Genomic DNA, 19,853 nt, shown 5'->3' on the forward strand with positions numbered 1-19,853 from the left:
GGCAAGCCGCCGCGCCGCTGCGCATCAGCGGCTGCGGACGGGGGGCTTTGCGCCGGGGCGGGGTAAAGACTTGTGCCGTCCGGCCGTAGATGCCGGTACGGGGCCGTCGGTGCCGCTTTGCCCGACGGGTTCCGTTGCCTGGATGACGCGATGAGCCCTCTCGATGCCTTGACCTTTTCCGTGCCGTCGGCGGCCGGCCTCGCGCATGTCGGCGGCCAGGGAGCCGTGGGGACGCCTTTCCCGGATGCGCCGGCCTCGTCCAGGGCCTCGATTTCCGACCTGGGGCGGGCGATGTCCATGGCCGCCTCGGGTTCGACGGCGACCCGGAGCCGGTATCGGGACATCGACGACAGCGATCTGCCCGAGGCCGTCAAGCACCTGTTGCGGATGATCCGCGATCTGCGCGAACGGCTCGCGGAATTGGCACGGGAACTGGGGGCGGTTCAGGCTGACGAAAGCCTGGATCAGGAAACCAGGCGCGCCCGCTTGTTGCAGCTCAGGGCGCGGATGAGCGCGCTGAATAGCGCGCTGATGTCGGCGACACAGAAGCTGGCCAGCCTGATGCGGGACATGCGACTGGATCAGGCGCGGCAGATGTCCGCCGCTCAACTGGCGCTGTAGCCGCCCGCCCCCCCACGGGGGGCGGGCGCTCTGGATCCGCGGTTCGTTCAGTCCGGGTGCGATGCCGTCGATGCGGCGAGCACCGAGCATATCGTGCCGGTCAACCGCCGCAGGTCTTCCGGCGGCATCACGAAAGCGGGCGTCAAGTAGATGATGTGGCCAAAGGGCCGGATCCACGCGCCCGCTTCCAGGAATGTCCGGCGCAGCGCGGCGTGATCCGGCCTGCGCTCCAGTTCGACCGCGCCGATGGCCCCCATGACGCGGACGTCGCGGACACCAGGGAGGGTCTTGCAGGGCGCCAGGCCTTCGCGCAGCAGGACCTCGATGGCCCGGACCTGCGCCAGCCGGGGTTCCGTCTCGAACAGATCCAGCGAGGCCAGCGCGGCGGCGCAGGCCAGCGCATTGCCCATGTAGGTCGGCCCGTGCATCAGCGCGTGCGCGGGGTCGTCGGACCAGAAGCCTTCGAAGACGCGCCGGCTGGCCACGGTCGCGGCCAAGGGCAGGGTGCCGCCCGTGAGCGCCTTGGACAGGGTGATGATGTCCGGCCGCACGCCCGCCTGCTCGAAGGCGAACATCGATCCGGTGCGCCCGAAGCCGGTGAAGATTTCGTCGAAGATCAGCAGGGTGCCGTGGCGGTCGGCCATTTCGCGCAGGCGCGCGAGCACGGCGGGCGCGTGCATCCGCATGCCGCCCGCGCCCTGCACCAGCGGCTCGACCAGGATGGCGGCGATCCGGTCCGCTTGAGCATGCAGCCGGGCCTCCAGTGCATCGGCACGCGCCTCGTCCGTGGGGAGTTCGCACAGTTCATGGCGCGCGCCGGCGCCGTCGAAGGCGGCGTGCATGCCGATGTCGGGATCGCAGACCGCCATGGTTCCGAAGGTGTCGCCATGATAGCCGCCTCGGAACGCGAGGATGCGACGCCGCTGCGGTTCACCTTGGTTGGACCAATATTGCATGGCCATCTTCATCGCCACCTCGACCGAGACGGATCCGGATTCTGTGAAGAACACGCGATCCAGGCCGGGTCCGAGCAGGGTGCACAGGCGCCGGGCCAGGGTCAGCGCCGGTTCGTGCGCGAGCCCGCCGAACATGATGTGGGGCATGCGCGCCAGCTGGGCCTGGACGGCCTGGGCGATGTGCGGATGGTTGTAGCCGTGGCAGGCCGTCCACCATGAGGCGATGCCGTCGATCAGAACCCGGCCGTCGGCCAGTTCGATCCGGCTGCCTTGCGTGCGGGTCGCGGGCGCCGGCAGGTCGGCGGTTTTCATCTGGGTATAGGGTAGCCAGATGTGGGCGTGGCCGTTCGTCAGCCAGTCGGGAAGAGAAGTATTCATCATTTGTTTCAATTAGAGGGTCGTCACCGGCGGCAGAGAGAATGGCCACTCGATGCCGCATGCTTGGCGGCAGTTGCAGGGAAAATCTCTCAACTCCGTTTTGCTGTCATCTTCTTTCTAAATGTATTTAAAATCTCTTTATTGAGATCATTTTGATATTATCGCCTCGCCATTCATTTTCAACCAGGAGATTTCCGGCGTGGCGGCGGGTTCATTCGATGCCCTTTTCGAGCAGGGCTTGCGCGAAGCGGAGCGGCTTCATCTGCGCCGTTCGGTCCGGGTGTTCGAACGGATCGCGCCGGGCCGCAGCCTGCACGACGGGCGCGAGCTTCTGAATTTCTGCAGCAACGACTATCTCGGGCTGTCCCGGCATCCGGCGCTCGCCGCGATGGCCTGCGAGCGCGTCCGGCGTGACGGGACGGGCGCAACCGCCTCTCGGCTGGTCTGCGGCGCCGATCCCTTCTGTGCCGGTATCGAGACACGTCTCGCCCGCGCCAAGGGCACGCAGGCCGCATTGCTGTTTTCCTCCGGATGGCAAGCCAATGCGGCGGTGCTGCCGGCGCTGTTGCGGGCCTTCGGCCCATCGGTCCAGGTGTACGTCGATCGCCTCGTCCATGCCAGCCTGCACCAGGGTTGCCGCGCGGCGGGCATCCGCGAGATCCGTTTCCGACACAACGATCTGGATCATCTCGAAGCCTTGCTGCGCGCCCGGGCCGGAAGGCCCGGGCGCCGCATCATCGTGACGGAAAGCGTATTCAGCATGGACGGCGACCGGTGCGATGTGGCGGCGCTCGCCGGCCTGGCGCAGCGCCATGAGGCCTTCTTGTATCTGGACGAGGCCCATGCCACGGGCGTGCTGGGTCCGGACGGGATGGGCCTGTCCGGCCTGGGCGGCGGGCGGGTCGATCTGGCGATGGGCACATTCAGCAAGGCGTTGGGCGGCTTTGGCGCCTACGTCGCCGGCTCGCGTGCGCTGTGCGATTACTTGGTCAATGCCTGCTCGGGTTTCATCCATACGACCGCGTTGCCGCCGGCCGTGCTGGGCGCCATCGATGCGGCACTGGATCTGATTCCCGGGATGCGGGCCGAGCGCGAAGCGCTGGCGGCCGGCGCCCACGCCCTGCGCGGCGCGCTGCATTCGCTGGGCCTGGACACGGGCGCGTCGAGCACGCAGATCGTGCCTGTCCTGGTTGGCGACGAGCGTCGGGCGCTGGCCCTGAGCCAGGCGCTGGAGGCGCACGGCGTGCTGGTGACCGCCATCCGTCCGCCCACCGTGCCGCGTGGGACCAGCCGTTTGCGCATCGCGCTCAGCGCCGCGCACACGCGTGCGGATGTCGATCGCTTGCTCGGCGCCCTGTCGCGGGCGCTGGAGACCGGCGCATGAGCGCCGCCCGGCCATGCGCCGCGGCCGCGCCGGCCCGCGAGACGCCCACGCTCGTGTTCGCGCACGGCTGGGGGTTCGATGCCGGGTTCTGGGATGCCGTGCGGGTTCGCCTGCGGGCCTGGCCGCAGCGGGTGCTGGAGCGGGGCTATTTTGCCTCGCGTCCCATGCCCGAAGAGGCCCTGCCTGAGGGGCCGTTGGTGGCGATCGGACATTCCTTCGGCTATTTGCACCTGCTGGAGCGGCTGGCGCGGCGGCGAACCCAGCCCTGCGCCTGGGTATCCATCAACGGTTTCGCCCGTTTCGGCGCCGGCGATGATTTTCCGCACGGCGTGGATCCGCGCCTGATACGGCGCATGTTGTCCCGGTTGTCGGCCTCTCCCGCGGCGGTGGTCGACGAGTTCCGGCGCCGCTGCGGCTCGTCCCCCGCAGCTGGCGCGCCTTGCCTGGCGACATTGGCGCATGATCTGCGGGCGATGCAGGCCCTGGATCTGCGCGATCATGTCCGTGGTCGCGTCGTGCCCATGCTGGCGCTGGGGGGAACGGCGGACCCCGTGGTGCCGGCCCGCATGGCGGCGCAGGCCCTGCCTGCCTGCGGCATCGACTGGTTGCGGGATGGCGGACATTTGCTCCCTCTGGAAGCGCCGGACTGGTGTGCCACGCGTATCGCCGGGTTCCTTGCGCGCCACGGCATGGCGCCCGCCGCGGAGGCGGAGGGCCAGGCATTCCTCGCGTCCCCCGCTACCGAAGCGCCCGCCCGCCGTTCGTGGCGGTCGCGTTCCTGCGATATCGGCACGCGCTTTGGCGCGGCGGCGGGCGGGTATGATCGCCACGCCGGCATACAGCGCCAGGTTGCCTCGCGGCTGGCAGCGCGGATCGCCCGGCTCGACTTGCCGGAACGGCCCCGCATTCTTGAAATCGGCTGCGGCACGGGCCTGCTCACCCGCATGCTGGGTGAGCATTTCCCCGAGGCGGACTGGACGATCACGGATGTGTCTTCCGCCATGCTGGCGCAGGCGCGCCGCCGCCTGCGCCTGGGGGGTGTCACCCGCTACCGGGTGATGGATGGAGAAAACCCCGGCCTGGAAGGCGGCCCGGTGTGCTTCGACTTGATTTGTTCCAGCATGGCCCTGCAGTGGTTCCAGGATCCCGCGCAGGGACTGGCGCGGCTGGCGGCGCTGCTGGCGCCCGCCGGACATCTGGCCGTCGCCCTGCCGGTGGACGGCACATTCTCCGAATGGCGACTGGCGCACGAGACTGCTGGATTGCGCCCGCGCATGATTCCCTTTCCTCGTCCAGAAGACTTGCGCATGGCGTGCGGGCGCATGGCGGCGCGGTTCGATGTGGAGCGCATTGTCGATGAGTGCGGCGGCGCGCTGGCCTTTCTGCGCGGGCTCAAAGGGGTGGGCGCGACAGCGTCCCGGGCGGAGACCCGGCCCCTGTCCCCGGCGGCCCTGCGCCGTGTCTGCGCCGAATTCGATCGTGCCGGCGGACGCTGTTCTTATCTGATCGCCTATGGCCTGTGGCGCCGGCGGGGTGGTCGCACACACAAGGAAACCGCTTCATGACCGCATCGGCCTTCGCCGGGAAAACCTGTTCCGGCGTGTTCGTCACGGGGACCGACACGGACGTGGGCAAGACGCTGGTCTCGGCGATCCTGGCCAAGGCCTGGGGCGCCGACTATTGGAAGCCGTACCAGACCGGCGTCGAGTCCGCGCCCGGTGACACCGAAACCGTGGCGGCGCTGCTTGGCCCGGGTGGCGGCCATGTGCTGCATCCGCCCGCCTGTGTGCTGCGGGCGCCGCTGGCGCCCTGGGCGGCGGCCAGGGCGGAGGGGGTGACGATCGAGATGGCCGGATTGCGGCCGCCCCGGACGGTCGCGCCGCTGGTGGTGGAGGGGGCGGGCGGTCTGTATGTGCCGGTGGACGAGCACGGCATGATGATCGACCTCGTCGTCCGGCTGGCCCTGCCGGTGGTTCTCGTGGCGCGCAGCACGCTCGGGACGATCAATCACACCTTGCTGAGCCTGCGGGCCTTGCGGGCGCGGGAGCTGCCCGTGCTGGGCGTGGTGATGAACGGCCCGCCGTCGGCCGGCAACCGCGAGGCGCTGGAGCGTTTCGGGCAGGTGCCGGTGATTGCGGAGATCCCGCCGCTGGAACGGGTCGATGCGGCCGCTGTGGCCGCGCTGGCCGCCCGCATGCCGGATCTGGCGTCGCTGTCGCGGGCCGCGCGGCCCGGGCGTTGAAGGCGGGTGCGATGTGCCGTGTCAGACGGCCCGGCGCGCCCGGTTGCGTCGCCATTCGATCAAGCCGATGGTGATGCCGCTGGCGCAGACGACGGCGATGCCCAGCCAGGATACCGGATCGGGAAATTGCCCCCAGATCAGCCAGCCCAGCGCCGCGGCGCTGACGATCTGGAAATAGACGAACGGCGCCAGCAGCGAAGCGGGCGCCCGCCGATAGGCCTGGATCTGCAGGAAATGGCCCAGGCAGCCCCAGAACCCTGTGCCCAGCAGGACCAGCCATTGCGTGGCGGAGAGCCGCATGGCCAGCGCCGCGAGATCCCTCCAGTAGAACGGCAAGGCCAGCACCATGACCATGCTGCCCACGGCGCCGCTCCAGATCAGGGTGGTATAGGGGTCATCGACCGCCACCCGGCGCGACGAGAGATATTGCGAGGCCAGTGCGCAGGCCGTCATCAGGCCGAACAGCGTGCCGGTCGGATCCAGCCCGGAACCCGGGCGCACCACCACCAGCACGCCCAGCAGCCCGATTCCCGCAGCGATCCAGCGTGACAGGAAAGGCGGTTCCTTGAGTGCCCAGGGCGCGATCGCCAGCACGATCAGGGGCGCCAGGAAATTGATCGCGGTGGCCTGGCCCAGCGGCAGATAATGCAGCGTGGTGAAGAACAGCATGGTGGCCGCCAGCATGGACAGGCCGCGTGTCACCTGGGCGCGCGGCTGGCTGCAGCGCAGGGCTTTCCAGCCTCGGGCCGGGATGATCGTGAACAGCGTCAGCGCCGTATGCACCCCGTAGCGCAGCAGGCACACCACGAAAAGGGGCGCGCCGATGTCGGCGCCCATCAGGTACTTGCCGCTGGCGTCCAGCCCCGACAGCGCCCACATGGAGACGATCAGCAGCAGGACGCCCGTCAGGGTCTGGCGGGCGGCGGGTCCGGGCGGCGGCGATGTGTTCACGGCTGCGTCCATCAAAGCCACAAAAGGACAGGGGCTTACAGAGTATTCTCTGTAAGCCCCTGATTTGTATGGCGCGGCTGGCAGGATTCGAACCCACGACCCCTTGGTTCGTAGCCAAGTACTCTATCCAACTGAGCTACAGCCGCTAAAGAAGCGAAATTATAACGTGCTTTTCATGGCTTGTCATGTCGCTTCTGGTGGCGCTTTTCAAGGCGCCTTCCCAGTCATCCCAGGCGGATCAACGGGCCGTCATCCGGCGCCATCAGCCATGCCTGAACTGGAAAGCGCGAAATCATACCACGGATCGTATCGGCCGGCATCTGGGCGAAAGCCGTCGACAGCGCGTCCGCGGTCGTCGCATCGGACGCGCGCACGGTGACACTGCGCCAGCGCGGCGTCGCCTGGCCCGTATGCGGGTCGAACAGGTGCGTGAAGCGTCCGGCGGGATCCAGCGGCGTACCGTAGCCGCCCGAGGTGGCAAGCGCCTGGTCGCACAGGTCGATGCTGTCCAGGATCCGGCCGGGATCCCGGGGATCGGCGATGCCGGCGCGCCAGGGGCGGTCGGGCGCGGGCGAGCCCAGGCCGCGGGCCTCGCCCATGTCGACCATGGCGTGCGTCAGACCGTTGGCCCGCAGCAGTTCGGTCACCCGGTCGGTGATGTAGCCCTGGGCGATGCCGTTCAGGGTCAGCGTCATGCCAGGGCGCTCCAGCACGATCGCGTCTTCCTCGACGCGGATGGCGCGGTAGTCCACCTTGGTCAGCGCGGCTTGCAATTCGGCGGGCGTGGGCGGCAGCGGCCGGCCGGCGCGCGACCGGGCGGCGTACAGGTCCCAGAGCGCTTGAACGCTGGGGTCGAACAGGCCCCCGGTCCGTTCTCCGAAGGCGACCGCCTGTGTCAGCAGGCGGCTCAGGTCCGCAGGGGGATCGTCCAGGCGGCCCTGGCGGTTCAGGCGCATCAGCGCGCTGTCCTCGCGGTACAGGCTGAAGACCCGTTCAAGGCGGTGGACTTCGGCGATGGCCATGCGCACCAGCCGTTCGGCGTGGGCGCGGTCGGGGTGCAGCAGCCGCAACTGTGCGTCGGCGCCCAGCGCGATGCCATTCCAGGTGACGGGTTCGGGCCAGGGACCGGCGTCGCGCAAGGCGGCGCGCAAGGGGCCGGGGCCGACCAGGGCGGCGCTGGCGGCCAGGATGCCGAGAAACCGTCGGCGTGGGGCGCGGGATGTGTTCATGAATGGGCTCCGACGGGCTCGCGGTCCGCGCTGGTGGTGAGTTCGGGGGTGCGCAGGACGTAGTCTTCCGGCATGTCCTTGAAACCGACGACGCGCCCGCCGTGGCGCGTGGCGTAGGCCTGGGCGTCCGCCAGCCGGGAGAAGGGCAGGGCGTCGGGGGCGCCCATGCCGCCGACCGCGCCGCTTTCGATCAGATAATGGGCGGTCCTGGCGTCGATCCAGGCGTCGGCCGGCGGGTTGCCGTCCGGGCCCGCGCGGCCCATGTCCTGCACGTAGATGGCGAGGATGGTCTTGGGCTCCTCGGGCAGGATCGTGTAGGCGAAGACTTCGCGGATCGTGGAGAACCAGACCGGGACGTCCCGGTCGCGCAGGAGGATCTGGCCCTTGGGGCCGATGTGTTCGTAGAGATTCATGCCGCAATAGTGGCCGACGGCCTGGTCGGTCATGGCCACGGGAGAGGGTGGGGAAGAGGATGCGCCGCCGCCGTTGCCGCAGCCGGCCAGCAGGGAGGACAGCAGGACCGCGCCGATCAGGCGCGCCGCGCGCGACGTGTTCATAAGGCCCTCCGGTTGAAGACCAGGGCCGCCAGGCCGAGCGGCACGACGATCCACAGAACCTGGGCCAGCACCAGGACGCCGGTGGACAGCGTCGACTGGTCGCTCAGGCCGGCCATGCCGGCGAACATGGCGATGTGCTCGTGGCCGGTCAGGTTCAGCAGGCGGTAGACGTCGGTCGGGTTGAACAGCAGGATGCCGTTGAGCAGCGGGGCGGTGATGAGCCGGCCCTGGTCGGCCACCAGCACGCCCAGCAGCACCATGTCGTAGATCACCACCAGGAACAGCCAGACGCCGATGGCGATGCCGGCGGCGGTGGCGCGTTCCTGGACCAGGGCGCTGATCAGGTAGCCCAGCGAAAGAAAACTGGCGCCCAGCAGGATACTGGCGGCGATGAGCAGGGCGAAGGGTGTCCAGGCCGACAGGTCCAGCCCGCCGTGCGCGAGCTGCAGCGCCAGCCCGGCGATGCCGTAGCCCGCCACCGTGGCCAGCGCCAGGATGGCCAGATGGCCGAGGAATTTGCCCGCCATGACCTGGCGTCGCGCGATGGGGTAGCTGAGCAGCAGGGCCATGGTGCCCCGGTCGATCTCGCCCACGATGGCGTCGTAGGACAGCAGCATGGCGATCAGCGGGATCAGGAAGATCGACAGGCTGGACAGGCTGACGACTGTGACGGTCAGGGGATCGACCTTGACGGTGCCGGTCGGCGCGCTGCCCAGGAAGCCCAGCGACAGGGCCAGCATGGCCAGCAGCGCGGTGATCGCAAGCACCCAGCGGTTGCGCAGGCCGTCGCGGATTTCCTTGCGGATCAGGATCAGGGTCGGATTCATGTGTCCTCCCGGCGCAGGAATTGCGCGTACATTTCGTCGAGTCCGGGGTGTTCCAGTTCGATGTCGTGGATGCCGGGGATGGCCTGGGCGTCGCGCAGCCGGCTCAGTTTGTCGGCCTCGGCGCAGACCAGTTCGATGCGGCCGGCGCCGATGCGCCGCCAGCCTTCCGGGATCCGGATGGGGTCGGCGTCCAGCGTCAGGCGGATGCGCACCGGCAGGTCGGCCTCGCGGCGCAGCTCGCCCAGGCTGCCGTCCGCGATCTTCTGGCCTTTGCACATGACGATGACGCGATCGGCCAGGCCTTCGAGTTCGGCCAGGGCGTGCGTGGACAGCAGGATGGCGGCCCCGGCGTCGCGCAGTTCGCGCACGATGTCGTAGAACAGCAGCCGGGAAGCGGGATCCAGGCCGGTGGTGGGCTCGTCCAGCAGCAGCACCCGGGGCGAGCCGAGCAGTGCCTGGGCGAGGGCCAGGCGCTGGCGCATGCCTTTGGAATAGCCGCCCACCCGGCGCCGGGCTGCCTCGGCGATGCCCACGCGCGAGAGCAGGGCGGCGTTGCCGTCCGTGGACAGGCCTTTCAGATGGGCATAGAAGGCCAGGGTTTCGGTGCCCGTCAGAGACGGGTGCAGGGCCACGGTTTCCGGCAGGTAGCCGATGTGGCGGCGGGCGCGGGCGGCGGCCGGCGTGCCGGCGATCTCGCCCAGCACGCGCACCGAGCCGGTCTCGGGGCGGATCAGGCCCAGGATCAGCTTGATCAGGGTGCTTTTGCCGGCGCCGTTGTGGCCGGCCAGGATCACGCATTCGCCGGGTTCCATGAACAGGCTGACGTTGTCCACGGCACGCATCGCGCCGTAGCGCTTGGTGACGGATCTCAGTTCGATCGGTGGCGCTGTGACGGTCATGGCAGGGCCTCGAATTTTTTCAGGGTCGGCGTGTCCGGAGCCCTCATCAGAGGGGCGCTGTCGATCACGCCGCCGGGCAGGATCGCGGGGAATTGGGACTGGGCCCAGCGGACGATGGAGACGGCCGGGCTGTTGAGCAGAAGCCGCGCGTTGGGCGCGCGCCAGACGACCTGGTCGATGAGGCCGTTGGGACGGTAAGCGGTATCGGCGATGCCATCGCCGTTGAGGTCGAAGGCGGACAGGTCGGACCAGTAGTTGCCGCGTCCGGCCTGCGACCATTCCAGGTAGCGGGTGCCGACGTATTTCACCTGATTCTGGTTGCCGACGAAGGCGTTGCCGTGGATGCGGTTGCCCTCTGAGCCCGTGTAGTGGACGCCGATGCCGCAGTCCTGGAAATGGTTGTCGGCCAGTTCGTTCATGTTGGCGTTGTAGACGAACACGCACTTCTCGGCCCGCACGATCACGTTGCCGTCGATGACGGAGTCGTCCGTGGCGTTGAGCATCAGGCCCTGGTGCGCGCTGTCGACGGCGATGTTGTCGCGCACGGTCAGACGGCGCGAGAACATGATCGCGTAGCCGATCTCGTTGCCGCGCGACACGTTGTGACTGACCTCGCTGTCGTTGGTGTACATATAGTGCACCGCGTAGCGCAGGTCGTGGAAGAGGTTGCCGCTGAAGACGTTTTCACGGCTGTTGTTGGAGAAGATCCCGTCGCGGCCTTCGGAGATGTCATTGTCCAGCACCTTCGAGCCGGGAGCGTTCCAGACGGTCACACCGTTGCCGCGCTCGTTCACGCGCAGTCCGGTGTTGCCGACGATGCGGTTGCGGGCCACCAGGGCGTCGCGCGCGCCCCACAGATAGACGCCGACGGAATTGTCGATGATGTCGTTGTCCTCGACGCGGGCGCGGGCGGCGGCCTTGTCCAGGAAGACGCCCGCGTCCATGTCGGGCAGGCTCAGGCCCGAGTGGCGGACGGTCAGGTGGCGCAGGGCGACGTCCTCGGCCTTGACCCAGATGGTGCGGCCCGTGCGTTCGCCCAGGATGCGGGCGCTGCGGTCGGCCGGCCCCCGCAATGTCAGGGGCTTGTCGATGACGAGGTTGCCGGGATAGTCGCCTGGCGCCAGGTTCAGGACATCGCCCGGCGCCGCCGCCGCGATCGCGGCCCGCAGGTCGGAACCCGCGGGCACGTCGATCGTGGCGGCCGTCGCACTGATGGACGAGGCCATCAGTGCGACCAGGACAATGCCTCCACGCCGCGCCTTCGGCTTGCCGCTCCACAAAGGGGGGCGTTTTGCCTTGGGGCGGCCCGGCGGCACTACCGTCCTGTCGGGGGAGCGAAGCATCACCATCAACCCTTCAATGCACATCAGGCCTTCTTCGGCTTGACGTACATCTGGCCTGACATTTCCATGTGCAGGGCGTGGCAGAACCACTGGCAGTAATACCAATGTACGCCGGGACGCGAGGCCGTGAAGGTGACCGAGGAGGTCGCCTGCGGTCCGATTTCCATGGCGAGGCCATAGCCGGTCAGCGTGAAGCCGTGGGTCAGATCCTCGATGCGCTCCATGTTGGTGACCACGACGGTGACTTCGTCGCCCTCGTTGACCTCGAATTTGGGCAGGCTGAACACTGGCGCCACGGCGACCATGTAGACGCGCACCTTGTTGCCGTCGCGGATGACATTCGAGGCGGATTCCAGGGTGACGCCGTCTTTGGCGGCCATCTGGCGGACATTTTCCCACATGGGGTCGTTGCGGTCCCAGATGTGCTTGGGGCGGACTTTGGAGCGGTGCACCAGCAGCATATCGTGCGGTTCGGCGAAGCTGGGGCCGTCGTGCACCAGCTTCATCTCGTCGCCGGAGATGTCGATCAGCTGGTCGTTCTCCGGTTTCAGCGGGCCGACGTTCAGGAAGCGGTCCTTGGAGAATTTGTTCAACGACACCAGCCACTTGCCGTCGGCTTCCTTGGTCTCGCCCATCGTGGTGTGGTTGTGGCCAGGCTGGTAGTGCACGTCCAGCTTCTGGATGATGGGATCGACCTTTTCACCTTTGTAGGCCCGCTTGGCCTTTTCGATGTCCCACTTGCAGATCTGGCTGTCGATGAACAGCGTGGTGTAGGCGTTGCCGCGGCCGTCGAAGGCCGTGTGCAGGGGTCCCAGGCCCAGTTGCGGCTCGGCCACGACTACGTCGCGCTCCTTGATCTTGCCGGCGAACAGGTCGTCGAGTTTGCGCACGTCGATCACCGTGACGGTGGGCGAGAGCTTGCCGTTGAACACCACATGGATGCCGTCGGGAGCGGCATTGCAGCCGTGCGGGGAGTTTGGCACCGGGATGTAGCGGGTGTACTTTGAGCCGTGGCGGCCGTCGATGACGGGCACGCCGTTCATTTCCTTGTAGTCGCCGTTCTTGACCGCCTCTTCGATGAGCTTGAGGTTGAACACCACCGCCCAGTCCTGCTCATTGGCGGACATTTCGGTGACGGTCAGGCCCTTTTCGGAGTTGTAGCAGGTGGCGAAGGAGTACTTGCCCTGGTAGTCGGCGTCGCCGTTGTCCAGGTTGCCGTCGACCAGCACTTGCCAGGCCACCTTCATGGTCTCGCCGTCCACGGCGGTGTAGATGGCCCAGAAGTTCTTTTTCGGGTCGTCCATCACGGAGCCGTCGTTGGGCAGCGGCACGATGTGCTCGCCATTGCAGAAGACGTAGCCGGTCTTGGGATAGCGTTGCGGGCGCAGGCCGTGGATGCCGTCGGCATTCGGGATTTCGATGATCTTGTCGGTCTTCATCACGTCGCAGCGGATGCGGGCCACGCGGGTGTTGGCCTTGTCGTTGATGAAGATGTAGCGACCGTCGTAGGTGCCGTCCGTGAAGGACATGTGGGGGTGGTGCGCGTCGCCGTTGGGCAGCACCGGCATGTGGTTTTCTTCAAGGAACTTGCGCGTCTCGGGCGTCAGGCTCTCGTTGAGGATCCCGCGGCTTTCGTTGGTGCGGCCCCAGCCCGTGGCGCTGCACATGTTGAAGACCGGGATGCGCATCAGTTCGCGCATGGACGGCAGCCCCAGGATGCGGACCTCGCCCGACTGGCCGCCGGAATTGAAGGCGTAGTATTCGTCCAGCTCACCGGGGGCGACTTCGACGCTCTGATGGCCTTTCTTTTTGTCCTCGTCATCCTTGGCGTTGGCCGTCAGATGGGTGGCGCCGACGGCGGCGGCGCCCGTCAGGGCGGCAGTGCCGAGGAATCCTCGCCGGCTCAGGCCGGATTTGTCGCGGGTGTGGTCGGACATGGTGTTCTCCCTAGGGTTGTGGGCATAGCGTCCAGGCACGATGGCCGGGGTATGGCGCTATGGGTTCGACGAAACGGGTTGCGGGTCGGACGATGGGTCGCGCGGGCGCACGGTCGGCTTGCGGCTTGCGACGACCTCGCCCGGGATGCCGGCGTCCGGCGGCGGCGCCTTGTGGCGCTTGAGTTTGGCGTTCTTCTGGATCAGGTGCGGACAGCGCTTTTCGTTGTGGTAGAGCTGCTGGCAGTTCAGGCACTGGATGCATTCGTTCGGATTGATGTCGCCTTCCGGATTGATGGCCTGCACGGGGCAGTCCACGGCGCACAGTTGACAGGGGTTGCCGCAGGTCTTGTAGCGGCGCAGCCAGTCGAAAATGCGCAGCCGCGCGGGGATCGCCAGGGCGGCGCCCAGCGGGCACAGGTAGCGGCAGTAGAAGCGTTCGATGAACAGCCCCGCCAGCAGCAGCACGGCGGCGAAGATCACGAAGGGCCAGTCGCGCACGAACTTCAGGATGATCGCGGTCTTGAAGGGTTCGACCTCGGCGAATTTTTCCGCCGTGCCCAGTTCATACAGCGAGATGCCGAACAGGATCAGGAAGATGATGTATTTCAGGCCGGCCAGGCGGGTATTCAGGCCGTGCGGCACCTTGATCTGGGGCACGCGCAGCTTTCTGGCGACCTGGTTGGTCAGTTCCTGCAGGGCGCCAAAGGGGCACAGCCAGCCGCAGAATGCGCCCCGGTTCCAGAAGAGCAGGGACATCGCCGTGGCGATCCACAGGATGAACACGATCGGGTCCATCAGGAAGTATTCCCAGCTGAAGTCCGTGCGCAACGATGTGGTGAACGTGAGCACGTTCACGACCGAGAGCTGCGCCTGGGCGTACCAGCCGATCCAGAACAGGGTGAAGATCAGGAACACGGTGCGGAAGCGCTTGTAGAAGACCTCGTGCTTGACGATCTGGTTCTGGAAGAAGAACACCATGATCAGGGTCAGCAGCGCGATGGAGATGATGACGATCTGCACGGTCTTGGCGACCCAGATCTGCTTCCAAAGCGCGGGGGCGGCTTCTTCCGTGTCCGCGATCGGTTGCTGCTCCGTGGCCATTGGCGTTCCGGCCGCGCCGTCCGCCGCCGGCGCGGCCTGTCCGGCCCGGGCCTCGGCCTTGGTGAACGACTTGGGCAGTGCGTAGTTCAGCACGAAGGCGGTGAAGGCTTTTTCCTTGACGCTGATCACGCGCTGCACGGTCAGTTGCAGGCGCCACGGCTCGACCGGATCGAAGACGGCGTCCGCCGGAACAGTGAACAGCGCGATCTCGCGGAAGCTCGGCGATCCGGCGGCCAGCAGGTCCGCCAGCCGCTGGTGGTCCAGATCGGTGAAACGGAAGCTGTTCTCTTCCTGGATGATCTCGATGCGGTCGAACACCCCGCCGCGCACGTAGCCCGATCCCTTGAAGGAGTAGCCGTTGCCGGCGATCAGGATGGCCTGCTGGCCGGGGGCGAGACGGTCGCGCAGGTAGTTGTACTCGGCTTCGCCCAGCAGGCTGCGGCCGATCGTGGGCACGCTGACCAGGGCGGCGTAAAGATCGATGAAGGTGTCTTGCGGCTCGCCGGGTTCGGGGTGCGAGATGGCACCCTGGCGACCGGTGTCCTCGAACGCCTTGTTGACGTCGGCCACGGTCAGGCGCAAATGTCCGATCGCGCCGGACTGCAGGAGCGCGTCCCAGGATTCCGTGCCGGTTCGCGCCATATCGATGGCGCGGTGTTCGACGGGCGCGGCCTGGGGCTGGCCTCCCTGGCCGATGCCGTAGTGGCGGGCCACGGCCAGCACGGACCGCGTCAGGCTGTCGCCGATGACCATCAGGGTGACGGTGGCGCCGCTGATGATGTCCACGGGGGGCGGTGCACCGGGGCGCGGCGGCTCCTTGACGTAGTTCTTGCCGACATAGCCGTCGATGAAGGCCTGCACTTTGGCTTCCGGGATGCCGATCAGCACGATGGGTTCGTGGTGCTCGACCAGCCGGGCGCCGACGATTCCGCCGTCCAGGGACAGTCCCACGACGATGTCGATCGGCTTGCTGGAATAGCCACGGGTGTTGACGATGTCGGTGGTCAGGTAGACGTAGCCGAGCATCTTGTCGCCCGCATAGGCGCGGGCGACCGCGGGTTTGCCTTCCGGCGGGCCGATGCGGTCGGCGCCGGGGAAAATGTCGGCGGGCTGGAGGTTCTTCAGGAACGCGCCCAGCCGGGGGCCGGCGCCGAGCGGGGTGCCGCCCTGGCCGAACTTGAACGCCTGCCGTGCGCCGTCCGTCCGGGACGCCGATGCCGCCCCGGCCGGCGGGGCGATCAGACAGAACCACAACAGGAGCAGGGGGATGATCCAGATCAGGCCAAAGGACCGTGACCGTCGGGATGTGGCGAAGCGGCGCATGAAGGGAGGGGGAGGGGTGACTGGAAGATGCCACCATCCTAGCCGCGGGGGTTAACCCCGGCCTTGCGCCGGATCAAGAAAGTCTTAAACGTGGCTGAACAGGCGGGCCGCGCGGGTGAGGGTCGCCGCTTATCCCTTGGCTTTCGGCTTCGGCGCCCGGCTGACTGCGGGGTGGCCCGGTACGAAGAAGCGCAAGGGTTTCGCGGCCCATTCGCCCGCGTAGTCCACGCCGATGCGCGGGCTCGCGGCGATCTCGGCGGGCGCGGGCGCGTCGTCCCGGGCGAGCCACAGCGTGTCGCCGCACAGATCGATGCCGTAGTGGTCCCGGGTCACGCCCATGGCGCGGCACAACCGGCCCGGACCGCTGGTGGACGCGTCCAGGCCCCGCACGGGCGCCAGCGCCCGCAGCAGCACGGCCGTGCCGCTGCCCTTGGGGCCGGTGACGACGTTCATGCAGTGGTGCATGCCGTAGATCAGATAGACATAGGCATGGCCCGGCGGGCCGAACATGGCCTTGGTGCGCGCCGTGCGCCCGCGCGAGGTGTGGGCCGCCAGATCGCCGGGGCCCAGGTAGGCCTCGACTTCGACGATGCGGCCGATGCGCGTTCCGTCCGGCGCGTCGTGCACCAGCAGGCGGCCCAGCAGGTCGCGGGCCACGGTTTCAGCGGGCCGGTCGTAGAAGGCGCGGTCGAGCCGCCGGCAGTCGCCCTGGATCGGGTCGGCGGGCGTGACGAGCCGGGCGATGCCGGTCATGTCAGCCTTGGCCCGCCGCAGTTGACAGCCGGTCCATCAGCCGGGCCTGCTCGGTCGAGGGCAGGAACGAAGCCTTCAGGCTGTTGGCGGCCAGCGTGACCAGTTCGTCGCGGGACAGGTCCAGGGCTTCGGCGCTGGCGACGTAGTTGTCCAGCATGTAGCCGCCGAAATAGGCCGGATCGTCTGAATTGAGGGTCACGACCGCACCCGCCCGAAGCAACCGGGCCAGGTTGTGGTCGCGCAGGTCGCGGACCACGCCCAGTTTCAGGTTCGACAGGGGACAGACCGTCAGCGGCACGCGGCGCCGGATCAGGTCCCGCAGCAAATCGGGATCCTCGCTGCTGCGGACACCGTGGTCGATGCGGGCGACCTTGAGGGTGTCCAGGGCGCCGCGCACATAGTCGGCCGGGCCTTCCTCGCCCGCGTGGGCCACCAGCCGAAAGCCCAGTTCGGCGCAGCGGGCGTAGACCCGGGCGAATTTCTCCGGCGGATTGCCGCGCTCGGACGAATCCAGGCCGATGCCGATCCACAGGTCGGCATAGGTCTCGCGCAGCGGCAGCGCGGCTTCAAGCGTGGCGAAGGCCTCGTCCTCGGACAGGTGGCGCAGGAAGCTGAGCAGCAGATAGCCGCTGATGCCCAGGGTGTCGCGGGCCTCGCGCAGGGCGCGCGCCAGCCCGGCGAAGACCGTGTCCAGCGCGATGCCGCGCTGTGTGTGCGTCTGCGGATCGAACATGATTTCCGCGTGCACGACGCCGTCGGCGTGGGCGCGGCGCAGGTAGGCCATGGCCAGATCGTGGAAATCCTGTTCTGTGACCAGAACGCCGGCGCCGGCGTAGTACAGGTCCAGGAAGGACTGCAGGTCGGTGAAGCGGTAGGCGTCGCGGACGGCCTGGACGTCCGCGTAAGGCAGGGCGACGCCGTTGCGTTCGGCCAGTTCGAACATCATTTCCGGTTCGAGCGTGCCTTCGATGTGCAGGTGCAGTTCGGCTTTGGGCAGCGTGCGCAGCCAGTCGCGCCATTCGTGATCTTGGGAGGCGGCCATGGGGATTCCAGTCGTGCTAGGCGAGGCTCCCATTATAGGCAGGGGTCCGCGTCGCGCCTTGCAAGGCGCTCGGATTCGTCTGGCATATGACAGTCCTCAACGGACTGTCATATGTCCCGACTCATCCAGGTTGCCCAGGCGAGGGTCAGCCAGGACAGGATCATCAGCAGGCCGCCGACCGGCGTGATGGCGCCCAGGGCGCGCACGCCCGTGAGCACCAGCGCGTACAGGCTGCCGCTGAAAACGAGCAGTCCGGCCAGCATCAGGCCGCCCGCCCAGGCGGCCGGCGCCGGCGCCAGGCGCGGCCACAGGGCGGCCATCAGCAGCAGCCCGGCGCCGTGGATCATCTGGTAGTGAGCGGCCGTGCGCCAGACCTCCAGCAGATCGGGTGCGACCAGCCGCCGCAGACCGTGCGCCCCGAAGGCGCCGGCGGCCACGCCCAGCGCCAGGACCAGGGCGCCGCACAGAATCAGGAAACGGGGAGTCACATCGGGCCTCCGGAATGAGTCATGGGTCGATTGTATCCGTGCGGACCGGGGGCGCCGGTCACGCGTGGCGAGCCCCGGCGCCTTGGGGACACATGGCCTGTCTTCCGCCCGGGATCGCGGGTAGACTGGGGCGGTTGGTCATGGTGGTGGGAGGACATTGGATGCATCTCGAAGACATGGCGCGGGCGTCGCCGGGGACCGACAACCAGGTGCCGGATCTGCCCGACTGCAACCTTTACCTGACGGACCATGCCCTGGTCGAGGGCGTGCGCCGCGAAGGCGCCGGGGGGCGAGAGGCCGAACTGGAGGCATGGGGCGCCCGACTGGGACGCGCGGGTCTGTTCCGGCTGGCATCCGAGGTCAACCGCCATGGACCGGAACTGCGGGCGTTCGACCGCCGGGGCGTGCGCATCGACGTGGTGGAATTCCATCCCGGGTGGTCCGAATTCCTGTCGCTGGCCTTCGCCCAGGGCATGCATGGCGGCGCCTGGACCGAACCGGGACCCGGCGCACAGGTGGCCAGGGCCGCGCATTATCTGATGCACGGCCAGGTCGAGGCCGGTTCCCTGTGTCCGGTGACCATGACCAGCGCCGCCATTCCGCTGCTGGCGCGCGAGCCCTGGTTTGCCGATATCCGGCCGCTGCTGGCCGGCCGCGAGTATGACGGGCGCGACGTCCCCCTGGCGGGCAAGCGCGCCATGATGATCGGCATGGGCATGACCGAGCGGCAGGGCGGCTCCGACCTGCGCGCCAACCTGAGCCGGGCCGAGCCGCAGGGGGGGGACTGGTTCCGCCTGACGGGCCACAAATGGTTCTTCTCTTCGCCCATGTCGGACGCGCATCTGGTGCTGGCGCGGGACGGCGACGGACATTCCTGCTTCTACATGCCTCGTTGGCTGGACGATGGTCGCCGCAACCCGGTGCGCATCCTGCGGCTCAAGGACAAGCTGGGCAACCGTTCCAACGCCAGCGCCGAGGTCGAGTTCGAGGGCGCGATGGCGCGCCGGATCGGCGAGCCGGGCCGCGGCATCGCCACGCTGATCGAAATGGCGTCCTGCACACGCCTGGACTGTGTGCTCGGCAGCGCGGCCCTGATGCGCCAGGCGCTGGTCCAGAGCCTCCACCATGCCCGTCGCCGGCGGGCCTTCGGCCGCCTGTTGATCGATCAGCCCCTGATGCGGCAGGTGCTGGCCGACCTGGCCCTGGAAAGCGAGGCCGCCACCGCCCTGGCGCTGCGTCTGGCGCGTGCCTTCGACCATCCCGAAGAACCCGCCGAACAGGCGCTGCGCCGTCTGCTGACGCCGGCGGCGAAATTCTGGGTCTGCAAGCGGGCCATCGACGTGACGGCCGAATGCATGGAGGTCTGGGGCGGCAACGGCTACGTCGAGGACGGCCCCATGGCCCGCCTGTATCGCGAGGCGCCGGTGAATTCCATCTGGGAAGGCTCGGGCAACGTCATGTGCCTGGACGTGTTGCGGGCGGTCCGTCAGGAACCCCGGTCCGTCTCCCCGATGGTCGATGAGCTGGGCCGGGCCCATCCGGGCGAGCCGGCCTTGCGGGCCGCGGCCGACCGCTTGCTGGCGGCCCTGGCGCTCGATGCGGACGGGCAGCAGGCGATGGCCCGGATGATCGCCCGGGATCTGGTGCTGCTGGTTCAGGCGGACCTGTTGCTGCGCCATGCGCCGGATGCGGTGTCGCGCGCTTTCGTGGACAGCCGCCTGGGCGCCGTCGGCGGGGATGCGTTCGGCGCCCGGCCGACGGCGCTGGCCTCGGACGCGCTGTTGCGGCGGGCCTGGCCGGACTAAGGCCTGTCCGGACGAAT

17 protein-coding genes and 1 tRNA gene are annotated in these 19,853 nt (G+C 68.2%); 5 read left to right on the forward strand and 13 right to left on the reverse strand.

The window, feature by feature from the left end; translation table 11 throughout:
* Positions 1-150 precede the first annotated feature (150 nt).
* Positions 151-621 carry a THO complex subunit 5 gene (locus tag O4H32_RS07375; protein ID WP_269357944.1) on the forward strand — a complete coding sequence of 157 codons (471 nt, stop codon included), beginning with the start codon at positions 151-153 and terminating at the stop codon, positions 619-621.
* A 47-nt stretch (positions 622-668) separates the two neighbouring features.
* Here O4H32_RS07375 and O4H32_RS07380 read toward each other — a convergent pair whose 3' ends face one another.
* On the reverse strand, positions 669-1,955 hold the full coding sequence (locus O4H32_RS07380; protein ID WP_269357945.1) for an adenosylmethionine--8-amino-7-oxononanoate transaminase: 1,287 nt from the start codon (positions 1,953-1,955) through the stop codon (positions 669-671).
* 199 nt (positions 1,956-2,154) lie between these two features.
* Here O4H32_RS07380 and O4H32_RS07385 point away from each other — a divergent pair, with 199 nt between their 5' ends.
* The 3 genes from O4H32_RS07385 to bioD are packed head-to-tail and all read left to right on the forward strand — an operon-like array spanning position 2,155 to position 5,581.
* Entirely contained in the window at positions 2,155-3,339 is a 1,185-nt protein-coding gene (locus O4H32_RS07385) for an aminotransferase class I/II-fold pyridoxal phosphate-dependent enzyme (protein ID WP_269357946.1), read from the forward strand.
* On the forward strand, positions 3,336-4,904 hold the full coding sequence (locus O4H32_RS07390) for a methyltransferase (RefSeq protein ID WP_269357947.1): 1,569 nt from the start codon (positions 3,336-3,338) through the stop codon (positions 4,902-4,904). Before O4H32_RS07385 ends, O4H32_RS07390 begins: the two co-directional genes overlap by 4 nt.
* Positions 4,905-4,939: 35 nt before the next feature.
* On the forward strand, positions 4,940-5,581 hold the full coding sequence (gene bioD, locus O4H32_RS07395) for a dethiobiotin synthase (protein WP_269357948.1): 642 nt from the start codon (positions 4,940-4,942) through the stop codon (positions 5,579-5,581).
* A gap of 21 nt (positions 5,582-5,602) precedes the next feature.
* Here the strand turns inward: bioD and O4H32_RS07400 are convergent, their stop codons facing one another.
* The 12 genes from O4H32_RS07400 to O4H32_RS07455 all read right to left on the reverse strand — a co-directional run bounded on the left by O4H32_RS07400 (position 5,603) and on the right by O4H32_RS07455 (position 18,031).
* The gene (locus tag O4H32_RS07400) at positions 5,603-6,544 is read right to left on the reverse strand and encodes a DMT family transporter (RefSeq protein ID WP_407932631.1); all 942 of its coding nucleotides are present in this window, start codon (positions 6,542-6,544) and stop codon (positions 5,603-5,605) included.
* Between the two features lie 57 nt (positions 6,545-6,601).
* Positions 6,602-6,678 (reverse strand) — tRNA-Arg (locus tag O4H32_RS07405).
* Positions 6,679-6,756: 78 nt separating this feature from the next.
* A complete protein-coding gene (locus tag O4H32_RS07410) occupies positions 6,757-7,761 on the reverse strand; it encodes an FAD:protein FMN transferase (protein ID WP_269357950.1) in 1,005 nt (334 codons plus the stop codon).
* Complete coding sequence (locus O4H32_RS07415; protein WP_269357951.1) at positions 7,758-8,318, reverse strand: nitrous oxide reductase accessory protein NosL; 561 nt, start codon at positions 8,316-8,318, stop codon at positions 7,758-7,760. The genes O4H32_RS07410 and O4H32_RS07415 overlap by 4 nt, the downstream gene beginning before the upstream one ends.
* Positions 8,315-9,145 carry an ABC transporter permease gene (locus tag O4H32_RS07420; RefSeq protein WP_269357952.1) on the reverse strand — a complete coding sequence of 277 codons (831 nt, stop codon included), beginning with the start codon at positions 9,143-9,145 and terminating at the stop codon, positions 8,315-8,317. The genes O4H32_RS07415 and O4H32_RS07420 overlap by 4 nt, the downstream gene beginning before the upstream one ends.
* Positions 9,142-10,044, reverse strand: coding sequence for an ABC transporter ATP-binding protein (locus O4H32_RS07425; RefSeq protein ID WP_269357953.1), 903 nt, complete (start codon positions 10,042-10,044; stop codon positions 9,142-9,144). Before O4H32_RS07425 ends, O4H32_RS07420 begins: the two co-directional genes overlap by 4 nt.
* Positions 10,041-11,387, reverse strand: a complete 1,347-nt coding sequence (locus O4H32_RS07430) for a nitrous oxide reductase family maturation protein NosD (protein WP_269357954.1) — start codon at positions 11,385-11,387, stop codon at positions 10,041-10,043. Before O4H32_RS07430 ends, O4H32_RS07425 begins: the two co-directional genes overlap by 4 nt.
* Positions 11,388-11,410: 23 nt before the next feature.
* Entirely contained in the window at positions 11,411-13,324 is a 1,914-nt protein-coding gene (nosZ, locus tag O4H32_RS07435) for a TAT-dependent nitrous-oxide reductase (RefSeq protein ID WP_269357955.1), read from the reverse strand.
* A 57-nt stretch (positions 13,325-13,381) separates the two neighbouring features.
* Positions 13,382-15,748 (reverse strand): NosR/NirI family protein, encoded by a 2,367-nt coding sequence (locus O4H32_RS07440; RefSeq protein WP_269357956.1) that lies wholly within the window; start codon positions 15,746-15,748, stop codon positions 13,382-13,384.
* Positions 15,749-15,877: 129 nt separating this feature from the next.
* Complete coding sequence (locus O4H32_RS07445) at positions 15,878-16,501, reverse strand: DNA-3-methyladenine glycosylase (protein WP_269357957.1); 624 nt, start codon at positions 16,499-16,501, stop codon at positions 15,878-15,880.
* Position 16,502: 1 nt separating this feature from the next.
* On the reverse strand, positions 16,503-17,543 hold the full coding sequence (locus tag O4H32_RS07450) for an adenosine deaminase (protein WP_269357958.1): 1,041 nt from the start codon (positions 17,541-17,543) through the stop codon (positions 16,503-16,505).
* Between the two features lie 107 nt (positions 17,544-17,650).
* Complete coding sequence (locus O4H32_RS07455) at positions 17,651-18,031, reverse strand: DUF423 domain-containing protein (protein WP_269357959.1); 381 nt, start codon at positions 18,029-18,031, stop codon at positions 17,651-17,653.
* Positions 18,032-18,192: 161 nt separating this feature from the next.
* Here O4H32_RS07455 and O4H32_RS07460 point away from each other — a divergent pair, with 161 nt between their 5' ends.
* Positions 18,193-19,836, forward strand: coding sequence for an acyl-CoA dehydrogenase family protein (locus O4H32_RS07460; protein ID WP_269357960.1), 1,644 nt, complete (start codon positions 18,193-18,195; stop codon positions 19,834-19,836).
* Positions 19,837-19,853: the final 17 nt, after the last annotated feature.

The organism is Castellaniella denitrificans, from assembly GCF_027214045.1.
Taxonomy (GTDB): Bacteria; Pseudomonadota; Gammaproteobacteria; order Burkholderiales; family Burkholderiaceae_B; genus Castellaniella; species Castellaniella denitrificans_A.